General features: G+C 43.7%; 14 protein-coding genes. 6 read left to right on the top strand and 8 right to left on the bottom strand.

Annotated elements, in window-relative coordinates:
- Nucleotides 1-7: 7 nt before the first annotated feature.
- The 8 genes from BMY75_RS09900 to lepA form a co-directional block, all read right to left on the bottom strand.
- On the bottom strand, nucleotides 8-1,117 hold the full coding sequence (locus BMY75_RS09900; RefSeq protein ID WP_074833308.1) for a CobW family GTP-binding protein: 1,110 nt from the start codon (nucleotides 1,115-1,117) through the stop codon (nucleotides 8-10).
- Between the two features lie 240 nt (nucleotides 1,118-1,357).
- Nucleotides 1,358-1,810, bottom strand: coding sequence for a GNAT family N-acetyltransferase (locus BMY75_RS09895; protein WP_074833306.1), 453 nt, complete (start codon nucleotides 1,808-1,810; stop codon nucleotides 1,358-1,360).
- Nucleotides 1,811-1,912: 102 nt separating this feature from the next.
- Nucleotides 1,913-2,767, bottom strand: coding sequence for a hypothetical protein (locus BMY75_RS09890; protein WP_074833303.1), 855 nt, complete (start codon nucleotides 2,765-2,767; stop codon nucleotides 1,913-1,915).
- 246 nt (nucleotides 2,768-3,013) lie between these two features.
- Complete coding sequence (locus tag BMY75_RS09885) at nucleotides 3,014-4,012, bottom strand: efflux RND transporter periplasmic adaptor subunit (RefSeq protein ID WP_074833301.1); 999 nt, start codon at nucleotides 4,010-4,012, stop codon at nucleotides 3,014-3,016.
- Between the two features lie 127 nt (nucleotides 4,013-4,139).
- The gene (gene hemW / locus BMY75_RS09880; RefSeq protein WP_074833298.1) at nucleotides 4,140-5,252 is read right to left on the bottom strand and encodes a radical SAM family heme chaperone HemW; all 1,113 of its coding nucleotides are present in this window, start codon (nucleotides 5,250-5,252) and stop codon (nucleotides 4,140-4,142) included.
- Nucleotides 5,252-5,701 carry a hypothetical protein gene (locus tag BMY75_RS09875; RefSeq protein WP_242940219.1) on the bottom strand — a complete coding sequence of 150 codons (450 nt, stop codon included), beginning with the start codon at nucleotides 5,699-5,701 and terminating at the stop codon, nucleotides 5,252-5,254. Before BMY75_RS09875 ends, hemW begins: the two co-directional genes overlap by 1 nt.
- Before the next feature lie 90 nt (nucleotides 5,702-5,791).
- Nucleotides 5,792-6,232: a hypothetical protein gene (locus tag BMY75_RS09870; protein ID WP_074833294.1), complete on the bottom strand. Its 441-nt coding sequence runs from the start codon at nucleotides 6,230-6,232 to the stop codon at nucleotides 5,792-5,794.
- A 15-nt stretch (nucleotides 6,233-6,247) separates the two neighbouring features.
- A complete protein-coding gene (gene lepA, locus BMY75_RS09865) occupies nucleotides 6,248-8,053 on the bottom strand; it encodes a translation elongation factor 4 (protein ID WP_074833290.1) in 1,806 nt (601 codons plus the stop codon).
- A gap of 578 nt (nucleotides 8,054-8,631) precedes the next feature.
- Between lepA and BMY75_RS17495 the strand changes: the two genes are divergently transcribed.
- From BMY75_RS17495 to BMY75_RS09835, 6 genes are all read left to right on the top strand, one after another.
- Complete coding sequence (locus BMY75_RS17495; protein ID WP_081350509.1) at nucleotides 8,632-9,657, top strand: M15 family metallopeptidase; 1,026 nt, start codon at nucleotides 8,632-8,634, stop codon at nucleotides 9,655-9,657.
- Nucleotides 9,658-9,865: 208 nt separating this feature from the next.
- Nucleotides 9,866-10,300, top strand: a complete 435-nt coding sequence (locus BMY75_RS09855; protein ID WP_074833287.1) for a GNAT family N-acetyltransferase — start codon at nucleotides 9,866-9,868, stop codon at nucleotides 10,298-10,300.
- A 255-nt stretch (nucleotides 10,301-10,555) separates the two neighbouring features.
- Entirely contained in the window at nucleotides 10,556-10,792 is a 237-nt protein-coding gene (locus BMY75_RS09850) for a hypothetical protein (RefSeq protein ID WP_074833285.1), read from the top strand.
- Between the two features lie 20 nt (nucleotides 10,793-10,812).
- Nucleotides 10,813-12,324 (top strand): polyphosphate:AMP phosphotransferase, encoded by a 1,512-nt coding sequence (gene pap / locus BMY75_RS09845; protein WP_074833282.1) that lies wholly within the window; start codon nucleotides 10,813-10,815, stop codon nucleotides 12,322-12,324.
- An 86-nt stretch (nucleotides 12,325-12,410) separates the two neighbouring features.
- Nucleotides 12,411-12,905 carry an RNA polymerase sigma factor gene (locus BMY75_RS09840; RefSeq protein ID WP_074833280.1) on the top strand — a complete coding sequence of 165 codons (495 nt, stop codon included), beginning with the start codon at nucleotides 12,411-12,413 and terminating at the stop codon, nucleotides 12,903-12,905.
- Nucleotides 12,895-14,109, top strand: a complete 1,215-nt coding sequence (locus BMY75_RS09835; protein ID WP_074833278.1) for a zf-HC2 domain-containing protein — start codon at nucleotides 12,895-12,897, stop codon at nucleotides 14,107-14,109. Before BMY75_RS09840 ends, BMY75_RS09835 begins: the two co-directional genes overlap by 11 nt.
- Nucleotides 14,110-14,437: the final 328 nt, after the last annotated feature.

The raw sequence follows: 14,437 nt of genomic DNA, 5'->3' as shown, positions 1-14,437 counted from the left end.
CCGTTGTTCAGGCAGTTGCAAGGCAGGCATTCAGCTTGGAAAGGATATCAGCTTTTTTGTAGCCCTTGCCGATGAACACCAGCTGATTGATGCGGTCGCCATAGGTGTCGTCCCAATCGTCTTTGATGTCGGGATATGCTTCCATGATAGCATCTATCTCCTCCTTGGGGCAGGAAGCCAGCCACTCGTTGAGCTCGGTCACGCTTGCGTTGCGTCCTGCCTGCTCAAAAAGCTGGATATGCACATCATCGTCGGCGAACCATACATAGCCCTTGGTGCGTATGAGTTCGGTGGGATAACGGTCAACAAAATCCATGAACTTCTCACGGTCAAATGGGCGTGTCTCCTCATAGACAAATGAGGTTATACCGTATTCGTCCTTGCAGGCTTCTTTTGCGGTGGGCTCGTTTGTGTTGAGAGCACGCTGTATAGAAGACGAAGCAAGTACGGAATGGTAATCAAATTCTCTTCCGTGAAGTATCTTGTCGGTATCCACATCGCTGTTTATGCAGGGGATTATCTCAGCTTCGGACTGGATATCGCGGATAGCTTTTTTAACTTCTTCGATCTCATTAGGGCAGAGAAGATCGGTCTTGTTGAGTATAACAAGGTCACAGAATTCGATCTGGTCGATGATAAGATTGATGATATCGCCCTCGTCGGTGTCGTTCTCCATGTTAAGCTCGCGTAAGAATTCGCGGTAGATCCTGTCAGCATCAACAACGGATACTACTGAGCTCAGATAAACGTTAGTATCGGGATTATCCTCAGTGTAGATAACGAATGAAGCAGCTATATTTGAAGGTTCGCTGATGCCCGATGCTTCAACGAAAACAGCCTCGATATCGGGAAGCTTTGATATACGCTCGATCTCGGCGATAAATTCATCGCGCAGAGAACAGCAGATACAGCCGTCTTGCAACTCAACCATTTCAACGGAAGAAACTCGCTCGCGGTTTTTATTGAGTATAGCCGCATCTATATTGACACTACCCATATCGTTTACGATAAGAGCAATATTGCGTTTTTCCTGCTTAAGAAGATTCTGCATAAGTGTGGTCTTTCCTGAACCGAGATAGCCTGTTATAAGTATTACGGGTATTTTTTTGTTATCCATATCGCACCTCTGAATAGTGATTTTACGAACATTATCGTTACGGTTTATAATTATATTCTAAAGCAGATGGTTTGTCAATGATTTCACGATAGATTCTGCGTTTTCTACAAAATGAGAGATACTCTCAAATTGATAGTGTCTATTTTCACTATTAGAAAGCGGCGAAAATCTTTTGCAGATGGAATAGAGAAGTCACAAAAAACGTCCCCGAGCGCCTTGCAACGTTCGGGGGCGTGGTATTTATTTGATATGTTTTACATATACCCGCGATATATCACCATAAATGGTTTCCATATCCTTTATGTACTCAAATCCGTATTTTTCGTAAAGACCAATATGGTCTGTTGAAATATACACATCAGGTATATTCTGTTTCTTTGCCAGATCTTCTATCTTCTCAAACAGCAGACCCATATATCTGTGACCGCGGTATTTTGGGAAAGTGTATACGAATCCTATCCACGGAGAATATTCGTTTGAAGCTACCTCGTCTCTTTCAGCGTATGTGCAGAACGATACAAGATGATCACCGTCAGTCAGCAGAAGAAGTTCTGAGCCTTCCCCTGTAAGATCATGAAAACTACCTTTGGAAAGTATCTCGTGAAGATATTGCCCCGCACGCCAGTCGCTTTTTCCTATCTCTTCCAGCCAGTGTTGCTGCCTGTCATTTTTATAAAAGCTGATTATTTCCATAATTTGACCCTCATTTATCTCAACAGAAAAGCCATAGTATTTATTTAAATACTATGGCTCAATTTTTTATCTTGTTGCTGACTTTTGTCGGCACAGAATCATTTACGAAATACCAAGAAATTCCAGATACTGCTTCTTAGGCATTACAGTTACTGAAGTCTTTTTCAGTTCGGATTCGGGCGCAAGTCTGTAAAGAACTACAAGTGTACCGTCTTCGTCCTTAGTCCAGCCAACATCGGGAACAGTACCTCTGATACCCTTGTTGGATATGGTCTTCTTAACACCCTTCTGCTTAAGTGTAAAGAATCTCAGTGTAACGTCCTCGCCGTTAGGAACAACGCAGATATTTACGCCGCCCTTGTCGCTGTTCTGTACATCGTACAGTATGATCCTGTACTTGCCGTCGGGGGAAAGTACATTGTCATCGCGGGTAACATCGCATATCCTTGTGAATTGGCTCTTGTAGACTGTATAAACATCGCTGCTGCGGTCAAGATTAGCATTGAGCTCCGTAAGAGTAGATGTACCGCCGAACAGAAGCTTGAATACGAAGAAAGCTACAAGTCCCAGTACATAGATCAGCAGATATATAGTACCCATAACGACTTTTACAGTTTCGTGAGTACCCGCCACAAAGAACATTATTATTCCCATGACCAGAGGCGGGATAACAAGTATCCAGTCATACATATTGAACAGCAGTAAAAGGAATACTACAAAAGGAAGTATGACGCTTATTATCTTAGTGACCATTACTTCACGCGAGTATATCATCAGCAGCAGGAAAATCACGCTTGCAGCAACATACACAGTAAAGAAGGACTGTTCCTGTCCCTCAGTAAATTCCAGGTCGTAAAGAAATGTAGCAAAAGTCAGCAATCCAATTACGGCAAAATATACCAGATTGAATACGCCGACCGCTCTCTTGACCCAGATATTTGATAAAAACTCTTTCATCTTACCAAATGCCTCCCAGCCATCGTTTTGCAGTCTGAATAAGTGCCTCTGTTTTACCGATCCTAATGCCGAATACACGCATACTTTCAAGGGTAAATCCTATAGCAGTATTTGCTCTTTGATCGGATATTTATCTCGACACCACACTATATTATTTTACACCAATTCTTTAAAAAAATCAAGGGATTTATGAAAATTCGTAACTTTGCATAAGCTTAAACTAATTAAGCGCATTGTGAACTTCTTTCAGTTCATAATGATCTGTTCATCGCCGCTGAGTCCCGATACTATTTCCACATCACCGTTGTCTTCGATGCCAAGTTCAACGTCCTGTTCGACTTTCACGCCATCTATCAAAAGATTGACGTAAGTCCTGCCGCTGAGCTCTTTTACAGCCTTTTTCGGGATAACAACGCTGTCGAGCCGAGAGTAGATATCAAACACCACATTGATGTCACCGAAATCCAGCAGTTCATCAGCATTATCAGGGGAGATAACGTAGGTGTACTTAGAGTAATCTCCGCTGTCCTTGAAAACAATATCCGTGACCGTGCCTGTAGAAGTCGTCGCTCCCTGTTCAAGTTTAACGGTCGTACCGAAATTAACGTTAGAAAGCTTGCTGTCGAAAACTTCAACACAAAGATACTTCTCGTTCTTGTCCGTTGCGTAGCCGAAAACAGCGCCCTCATTTACAACACTGTTGACATTGTAAGAGTTCCAGCCCTGCTGTTCTATGGAAAAATCGCCGTCACAGGGCGCATATACGTTGTAATCATCAAGACTAGCCACCATTTTGTCATAGCGCATCTGTTCGATCTGAACGTCGTACTGTGCCATAGTTATCTGATCGGCATCGGCATTATTCTCATAGAGGGTATCCACCGTTGACTTGACCTGATCGAGCCTGATCTTTTCCTTTTCGATCTCTTCTTCAAGGTCATCGGTGTACAGTGTACACAGCAGCTGCCCATTTTTGACTTCGCATGGCGCTTCAACGTCGATGGACTTTATCTGCCCCGAAACAGGGAATCTTACTTTTTGGGAGTAAGGATAGCCGTATACACCCGGCTGTTCGTATTTCTGCGAGATATCACGTATCTCCGCATTTACAGTCTTGTAGGTGACAGATTTCGTTTCAAGGATAGGTACGGAGATCTCGTCCTGCTGCTTTTTCTTGCCGCAGCCCGAAAACAGCGCAGTTAATGCACATATCGTCAGTATTAAAAAGCGTTTTGAATTATCCATATATTACCTTTCATACAGAGAAAACAAACATCTTAACTTAATAATTATAGCATTATTAACCGTGATTTACAACTGCTAAGCAGAAATTCATCACACTGCACAACGCTGATATGGAATTTTTGTTGATTTATCCTGTGACAGCGTCTATAAACTGAGCGATTATCCCGTTTGAAAGCAGAAATCCTTGGGGAGTAAGACTGACGTTTTCGGCGTTGATCTTGACAAGTCCGTGGTTGGAAAACTCCTGTGCCAAAGCTGAAAAACGATTTGCAGCAGTTTCTCCGAAATATATTCTAATCTTGTCAAGTGATATCCCTTTGCAGAGCCTTAACCCCAACAGAATGTATTCTTCACCCCTGTTGACAGATCCTTCGGTTACTTCCCGAGGTTGTACCGGTGCATTGATAAAAGCTTCGGTATCGGGAGGGCAGCAGTATCTTACGCCCTCATAGAACGAGTGAGCAGCTGCACCGAATCCAAGATAATCTTCACCTGTCCAGTACTTGTTGTTGTGGCGGGACTCATAACCCTCAAGGCAGAAATTTGATATCTCATACTGCTTCAAGCCATGCATATCCAGACGTTCCACAGCCGTTAGGTATAGGTCGCTCATAAGATCATCATCTGCCGTCAAGTTTCTTATCTTGTCGTTATCGAAAGCAGTGCCTTCTTCGATCTTCAGCATATACGCGGAGATATGCTTGACAGGCAAACTGCAAAGGGTATCTATGGTATTTTTCAGGCTTTCGCAAGTCTCGCCTGCGGCGCCAAGCATTATATCGGCGGATATGTTCTCAAATCCGACAGCATTGGCAGTTTCAACGGCTTTTACTGCTGTTTTGAAGTCGTGCAGACGACCAAGAAAACCCAGTCTTTTATCATCTGCGGATTGAACTCCGAAGGATATTCTGTTTACTCCTGCGGCACGGTAGCCACGAAGTTTTTCTTCATCCACGGAACAGGGATTGGCTTCGAGTGTGATCTCAGCGCTGTCAAGTGAAAACACTTTCTTACACTCGTCTATGATACTGCCTATCTGTTCTGCATTCAGCAGAGAGGGCGTACCACCGCCAAAATAGAGCGTGTCAGAATCTATACCTTTACAGTTGTGTGCGGCTATATTTCTGCATACAGCATCCACGTAGCGTGAAGCTGTATCTGAATCATAGGGCTTTGAATAGAAACTGCAATAGGGGCATTTTCTCAGGCAGAAAGGCACATGGACGTATATTCCCGTCACTATTTGTCCTCCTCGTCGTTAAAGGCGTTTTCGATGTATGAACCTGCCATTTCGCGGTTGCTTTTAAATTTCTCCATTACTTTGCGAAGTGCAAATCTTATCACCCACAGCAGGTACATTCCCAAGAACATGAAAAAACAAGTCGCTACGAACAGCAGTTTTTCTTTCAGCCCAAGCTGGAAGTATACAGACCTGCTGATAAGCAGTTTCATGGCGGAGGGGTGTATCGCCAGTGCGAATATGAACCCGAATACACCGCTGTATGCGATGGTGCAGGTTATTCCGATAAGGGCTTCTTTAAATGTAAGCCCCGATAACTTGATACCTGCGAAAAACACCCAGCATATCACGAAAAACAGACCGACTGTTGTTGATATGTTGGCGTATATCTCATATAGTATCGGCAGTATGACCGCCCCTATAAGTCCGAAGACTATTGAAAGTTTCATTGATCTTCTCAGATCCGGCATATTATCCCTCTTTTGTTCTTAATATTTATATCTGTCAATATATTTTACTTTATAATTAAAACAGTCGATTTACAGCATACTTATCAGATTAAAGATGAGTAATACTGCCGAAACAGCACTTATCACTATGCCGACAATTGAACTTGCCCGCGCATTTCCGTCAAAGACTTTTCTGCGCTTTTCGTCCAGCAGAAGCCGGCACTCACGACCCTCGTAATACAGCTGTTTTTTCATAACGATCTCACAGGGAAATACATTTTCGTACTTCTCGCCGTCGATATCATAAACAGGCACGCTGAACCCGTGTTTCGGGCTTTGGGTAACTTCGGAAAGCTTTCCGATGCATTTTCTGCATTTAGACATTCTTATTATGCAGTAGGCAAAAAACAGCACGAGCGCTACCATCATAATGCACAGCAGCCCCAGAAATCCCACGATAAGCATTTCTGCGGAAACGCCCAGTATCACTAGCAGAACTGTGACTACCACTAATACGATGAGCATTTCCATAGTGCCGTTCCTCCTTTAGTCGTCCAGCTTCAGTACGCTCATGAAAGCTTCCTGCGGCACTGATACCGTACCCAGCTGACGCATTCTCTTCTTACCCTCTTTCTGCTTTTCAAGCAGTTTTTTCTTACGTGTGATATCGCCGCCGTAGCACTTTGCAAGAACGTCCTTACGCAGGGCTTTTATGGTCTCGCGGGCGATTATCTTTCCGCCGATGGCAGCCTGAACAGGAACTTCAAACAGCTGACGCGGTATATTCTCTTTAAGCTTTTCGGTGAGTCTTCTTCCACGGGCATAAGCCTTTTCTTCATGCACGATGAAGGACAGCGCATCGACTATCTCGCCGTTAAGCAGAACATCCAGCTTAACAAGCTTTGAGGGCGCATAGCCCTTGAGCTCGTAATCGAAAGAAGCATAGCCCCTTGTTCTGGATTTCAGTGCATCGAAGAAGTCATAGACGATCTCATTCAGGGGGAGAACGTAGTGCAGGTCAACACGGTTCTCGTCGATATACTGCATATCAACAAAGGTTCCGCGCCTGTCCTGACAAAGCTCCATTATATTGCCGACGAACTCCGATGGAGTATAGATGTGGGCATTGACTACAGGCTCCTCAGCAGAAGATATGGTGCCCGGGTCGGGAAAATTGGTGGGGTTATCGATATACTTTGTCTCACCGTTGGTCATGGTGACTTTATAGATAACCGATGGCGCAGTCGTGATGAGGTCGAGATTGTACTCGCGTTCAAGACGCTCCTGGATAATCTCCATGTGGAGAAGACCTAGGAAACCGCAGCGGAAACCGAAGCCCAGAGCGATGGAAGTCTCCGGCTCAAAGGACAGGGAAGCATCGTTGAGCATGAGCTTTTCAAGGGCATCACGGAGGTCGCCGTACTTAGCGCCGTCAGCGGGATAGATACCGCTGAATACCATGGGATTGACTTTCTTATATCCCGGAAGGGATTCGGCGCAGGGATTTTCCGCATTTGTAACGGTATCACCCACACGGGTATCGCCGATATCCTTGATGGAAGCTGTGATGTAGCCAACTTCGCCTGCGTGGAGCTCGCCTACGGGAACTAAGTCCTTAGCGCCCATATAGCCCACTTCAACGGTCTGGAATTCAGCCTTTGCAGCCATAAGACGGATAGTATCACCCGCTTTGATATGACCCTCCATAACGCGGACATATATGATAACGCCCTTGTAGGAATCATAGTAGCTGTCGAATATAAGGGCTTTAAGGGGTGCATCATCATCGCCCTTGGGTGAGGGGATATCTGTTACGATTCGCTCCAGCACCTCTTTGATATTTGTGCCCATTTTCGCAGAAATACGAGGCGCGTCCATTGCTGGTATGCCGATGACGTTCTCTACCTCGTTGCAGGCGCGGTCAGGGTCAGCCGAGGGAAGGTCTATCTTATTGATGACGGGCAGGACTTCAAGGTCGTGCTCGATAGCCAGATAAGTGTTGGCAAGTGTCTGAGCTTCGATACCCTGAGAAGCGTCCACGATGAGCACAGCACCCTCGCAGGCAGCAAGAGAACGGCTGACTTCGTAGTTGAAGTCAACGTGACCGGGGGTATCGATGAGGTTGAAGTAATAATCCTCGCCGTCATCAGCGTGATAAGTCAGGCGGACAGCTCTCGCTTTGATGGTGATGCCGCGCTCGCGCTCGATATCCATATTATCAAGCAGCTGATCTTCCATCTCACGAAGTTCAACTGTTTCGGTGAGTTCGAGAATACGGTCAGCCAGAGTGGACTTACCGTGGTCAATATGTGCAATTATACAGAAATTTCGTATTTTATCCTTTGGGGTCATAGGTACATTCCTTTCTTTGGGCATATATATCCATTCTGAAATATTGTATCATATTTGGTGATGTATGTCAAGTATTAGTGCCTGAAGCAGTTTTGGAAAATTAACTGTTTTAGTCGAAGCTTACAAACGCAAAATAATGACCGATGGTCATGGCTGAGACCGTGGCTGATTTTTATACCAAAGTTTGGAGTTTACTCTGTTTTTGTCTTTAGGGGGTAACAGTATGCAAAAACACGGAAAACACGGCGTTTCAGCTGATTCCGCTTGTTGTGGAAAATAGTGTGCAAATTCACATGACGAATGGTCAATTTATATGGTTTTTCGATAATATTTAACCGTTCGTATTTTTGTACACAACATGAAAGCTATCCTAAAAAACACCCCAAAGCTCGTAAAATGGCGCTTTTTGACAAACGGTAATTGGTCATTTTTCTTTGTGTGAATCATACATATATCAGGATATTAACATAAAAGCGTAGTGAACAATGACCATTGAAATGAGGACGAAAAAATGGTATAATTTATATAACGGATAATATGTTCTGTTGTTTTAGATAAATGTAAAAGAAGGCTATATAATGGATAAAATAAAAATGTCAGCTGTCGCCTGTACTCTTGCTCTGTTGCTTACAGGCTGCGGCAGTTTTGACGAAAGGGATGCGGTCAATGGTTCCTCGGTTCAGGCTAAGGACGAGACTAAAGTTCCTCTAATAGTAGTAGAGACCCGCGTGCAGGAGACCGAAGATATGGGCGGGGACGTTCCTAAAGAGGAAGTTGTTCCCAGCCAGACCGAAGCTCCTGTGCTTGATTCTCCCATGACGGAGAGTGAGAGTTCAAACGGCGGTACTATCGTTCTGGGCGGTGAATCTCCCAGATCGGGTCAGACACTTACTCAGATGAATATTCAGGAAGAAACTCCATATTCAAACAATCAGCCCGTGGGCAACGATGTTCTGCCACAGAGTGTGGACAATGTCACGAATGAGTCTCAGTACACTCAGGAACCAGCTGACACTGAGAATACCCAGACCAACGAAAACGGCGAGCAGGTAAGCGCTAACGGTTATAAGATCGAGAATATCAACGGCGTTACTTATGTGGGCGGTATACTTATCGCTAATAAGTCCTATAACCTGCCCCAGAATTACGGCTCAGGTATAAATCCTGACGCTCAGATGGCGTTCAATGAGATGCAGGCGGCTGCATGGAATGACGGCATCAATCTTTTTATCGTTTCGGGCTACAGAAGCTACTGGTACCAGGATCAGCTTTACTGGGGCTACGTAAGTACCCGCGGAAGTCAGGATGAGGTAGACAGATTCTCTGCAAGGGCAGGATTCTCAGAACATCAGACAGGTCTTGCCATGGATCTTAACAGCGCAAGCAGATCATTTGAGGGCACTGCCGAAGCGCAGTGGATAGAACAGCATTGTGCTGATTACGGTTTCATTATCAGATATCCCAACGGTAAGGAGGATATCACAGGATTTATGTACGAGCCCTGGCACGTAAGGTATCTGGGCAAAGACCTTGCCCGTCAGGTGACTGATTCGGGTCTGTGCCTTGAAGAATTTCTGGGTATAAACTCATATTATCAACAGTAAATAGCTTTACAGACATCTCTGTCATCATGGCAGAGGTGTTTCTTTGTTGATAGGAAAGAACTGTAAAATGCTTGTTCACTAATTAATCTCACGTTAACAAAATTTATGACGATTTTTTATATAAAATGTCAATATACTTTAGCAAGATAATTGGGTATAATATATAGTATATTAATGCAGTTTTTGTAACTATCTGTGGGGTGAGTTCTTGGTAAGAGAGATAACAGATGCTGATTTTGAGGGTCTGATGACGCTTTATATGCAGCTTCATGATAATCCTTTCCCTGAAAAAGATCAGCGTGTGACCGCTATATGGGAGCGTATACTTGCCGATCCCGATCATCATATAATCGTTTGCGAGGAAGACGGAAAGATCGTATCCTCCTGTGTATGCGTGATAATACCAAATCTTACCCACAGACAGCGGCCGTATGCCTTCGTAGAGAATGTCATCACCGATGAAAATTACCGCGGCAGAGGTCTTGCCACGGCTTGCCTTGATTTTGCGCGGGATATAGCTATCCGCGAAAACTGCTACAAAATGATGCTCCTCACAGGATCAAAAAAGGACAGCACACTGAGATTTTATGAGAGAGCAGGTTATAATAAAAACGACAAAACAGCCTTTATAAGCTGGCTGTAAATAATACTTTACTAATGTCACTGTTTGTGGGGGCGCTTTACGTCCCCAATAAAAATAGAATAGTTCGGGCAAATTTACTTTGGTTATTTACCGTATCGCGATTTTCTTAAAGGTATCATGCACGGTCAGGTGCCGTGCTTTATAGTAAATGACATTGAAATTGTTGCTTTGCCAAATTCTCAAAGTTCGATTTCTGATCTCATTTACTATATTAGATGTTCAAATATTGGCTTGAAACGATAGGAGGACTAAGTTATGATTCTTGAGATCGAGTACTACAAGGCAGATACCCAGCTTGTCGGAAAGACAAGACATTTTTCAGAAGTAAAAGAACAGCTTGCAAGGGCTGAGGATCTCCATGACAGGGAGAACGATAATTTTATCGAGCTGCTGTGCAGAATGTTCGGCTGGACAGAATCAAAGACTTTTGTAAGACCCGACATGATCTACGACAGGGACATAATGAAGCTTTCGGGAAATATGAATAAGTAATAACAAAGGGGCGAATATCAATGCTTGAGACTATCGAACAACGAAAGACCGGAAAAGCCGAGGCGATGAATGAGCTTAATGCCATGAGGAATGAGCTCATCGACCTTGCAAATGCAGTAAAAGCTGCCAAGATACCTGTTATCATAACTATCGACGGCTGGTCGGCTGCCGGAAAAGGTTCTCAGATAGCCAAGCTTATAAAGTATATGGATCCCCGTTTCTATGATGTTGAATCCATACGCACGCCGAATGAGGTGGAACTTCGCAAGCCCTGGCTGCACCGTTTCTGGCAGAGACTACCGAAGAAAGGTGAATTTCTGATACTGGACGGCAGCTGGTACAGGGATACTGTCAACGCTTATATGTTTGACGAGATATCGAAATCACAGTACAAGGACAGGATAGAGGATATCAATACCTTTGAACGTCAGCTTACGGACGACGGCTATCTTATCATCAAATTCTTTTTGCATATTACTAAGGACGAGCAGTCAAAGCGCCTGCATAAGCTTGCAAGCTCAGAGATAACCCGCTGGCGTGTCAATCCACAGGATATCATCAACAATGAGAACTATGAGAAGTTTTTCAAGCGTTATGACAAGACCCTGATGCGTACCAATACCGAATTTGCACCCTGGCATATCATTGCGGCGAATGACAAGGTGACGGCTCAGTTTTCTATAATGATGACTGTTACAAATGCTATCAAGGGTGCCTGTGCTGCTGCGGAGAGCGGTGAGAAGTTCATTGATAAGCCTGAATTCCCTGTGATAGATTACAAGAAGCCCGAATTCAAGATGCCTAAGAGCAAGAAACTTTCAGAGGTTGATATGACAAAGTCTCTTACCGTTGAGGAGTATTCTGCCAAGCTGGAGAAGTATCAGACACGGCTGTTTGAGCTTCAGAACCGATGCTACCAGAAAAAGATACCTGTTATCATCGCTTACGAGGGTTGGGATGCTGGCGGAAAGGGTGGTAACATCAAGCGTGTGGCTTCAGCACTTGATCCCAGAGGATACGAGGTCAAGCCCATAGCCGCACCTGAGCCTTCCGAGCTGGCAAGGCATTATCTGTGGCGTTTCTGGACAAGGCTTGAAAAGGACGGTCATTTTACCATATTCGATCGCACATGGTACGGCAGAGTAATGGTGGAGCCCATCGAGAAGATCACACCTCAGGAACGTGCCGATATGGCTTATCAGGAGATAAACGAGTTTGAACATCAGCTGACCGAATGGGGTGCTGTTGTTATAAAATTCTGGATAAACATTGACAAAGACGAACAGTACCGCCGTTTTAAGGAGCGTGAGGAAACGCCCTCAAAACAGTGGAAGATAACCGAGGAGGACTGGCGTAACCGCGAAAAGTGGGACGAGTACGAAAAGGCTGTTGACCGCATGGTCCAGCTGACCTCCACAAATTTTGCCCCCTGGACGATCATCGAGGGCAACGATAAAAAGTATGCCCGTATCAAGGCACTGAAGACAATATGCAAGCGCCTTGAGGACAGACTTCTTGAATTGGATCACTAATAATTCTGGCGGAAAAATATTTTCCGCCATTTTTTTGTAACGAATCGCGTAGATAGTTGTCTAACAGACAGAAGGGAGGTGAGAGCGTGAAGGAATTCGATGAGATATACGATAAATATGCAAGGCAGGTATACCTGTTTTTGCTAAGATTATGCGGTAATGAGACAACAGCGGAGGATATTTTACAGGATACGTTTCTGAAAGCCATAGAGAATTCCGATAAATTCGAGAACAGGTGCGAGGTAACGACATGGCTTTGCAGTATTGCGAAAAACGAGTACCTGAACTATTTGAAAAGGAGAGATAACAAAAATCTGTCCATAGAGGACAGGGAGATACCCTATGACGGAGACCTTATCATTCAGCTGGAGGACAAGGAGAATAGTATCGCAGTACATAAGGCGCTTCACGCTCTTTCCGAACCTTACCGAGAGGTATTCACACTGCGTGTTATGGGAGAACTTAGTTTCAGGCAGATTGGTGATATCTTCGGGAAGAATGAAAACTGGGCGCGTGTGACTTTCTTCCGTGCCAAGGCAAAGCTTATAGAGAAACTAAAGGAGGACAGCTATGAAATGTAACGTTGTAAGAGATCTTCTGGCAAGCTATAACGATGATCTGCTTGAAGAGGAGACCAGAAAAGAGGTCGAGGAACATCTCACGGAATGTGAAGAGTGCAGAAAACTAAATGAGACTTATTCTGCGGAATTTACAGCAAAAAGCGATGAGCCAACCGAAACAGCGGGGATAAATCCTTTTAAAAAGATCAAACGCAAGATGAAGAAAATAAAGGTCAGAGCCGTGATAGCCGTTTTGGCGGCTTCGATGATGGCTGTGGGTGCGGGAATCCTTACTGTGGGACAGGTTATAAAGAATCATATCCCAAGTTGGGAGTCCGTCTTTCAGACTATTGAAGTCAGAAAAGCGGTAAAAAATCTTATTAGCGGCGATATAGAGGGATTTTACAAATATTTGTATAAAGACCTGCCTATCGACTACGATTTTAAATTAGCTTTTCGTCCTGACGGTATGTCAGAGAATAGCTTTCCTATGGTGATGTATGACAGTGAAAAGACTGTAGATAATTATATAATTGATGAGCTTAAAGAATCCTATGAAAAAGATGTCAGGGGTCATGATATAAGGATACAAGGAATAGATACAGGATATATATCTGTTGGAGAGGTTACTCAGCTTCTGACAGTAGTGTATATTGAGTTAGATGATGATCTTATTGAATTGGATTTCTATGATAAGGGCAGTTCTAAATATGATTTTATTGCCAGTATATCAACCGGAGTAGAAGATGATGCGCATATTGCAGATGTTTATGAAATGAATGACTTTGAAAAGGATTGTTGTTTTATCGAGTGGCTGATCGATGACAGTGATGCTGATACGGTTTTTAGTCAAGCTTTTATGACATATTCCAAGTATGAGCTGACATTTCCGGATGATGATAAGTATGCTTCTGATCCAAATGAACATCCGATCAGTTATAAGTCCAGGTATATTGATATGCTGAATGCTATTAAAGATAAAGGTGTTGAATATGGTCAGTGTGAGAATGGTATAGTCTGGTACGACCCTGATAGTCAGCGCTTTGCAAAATCGTGGCTTGTTGAACTGAAATATAGGGATAAAAAAGCTATAATAAGGTTCAGCGCAGAATATACCCCTGACGGAAATTTCGTTTTGACCGATACGATAGATACAATTAATGATGGTATTCCCGATGATATTCTCAATGATTTTTACAGCGCACTTAACTACATCGGAAAATAAAACTGCCGAAAGAAAATCGCATTTATTTTTACAATCATCAGCGTATCCAACTCAAAACAAAACTGACTCCGCTAGAATTACGAAGTCAGTTCGTTGTTTAATTTAATATGCCATAGGGGGCTTTTTTGTGCTGTACGTACAAAATGGTTCAGTTCAGATCTCGTAAGCCGTTTATATTATTGCAGAATGATTCTGCAAAAACGAGTCAATCCCAAATTCTGTGTAAACGAAAAATAGTGCAATAAAAGAGTGTATGATGAGACCGATTGTGAAAGCAGTCGGTCTTATCTGCATATTAGCACATGATTATTTGATTGTCAAGATAAAA

It is taken from the genome of Hominimerdicola alba (assembly GCF_900109655.1).
Lineage (GTDB): Bacteria > Bacillota > Clostridia > Oscillospirales > Ruminococcaceae > Hominimerdicola > Hominimerdicola alba_B.
Note: the sequence above shows the minus strand (reverse complement) of the source record. Positions and strands in the feature narration are given on the sequence as shown.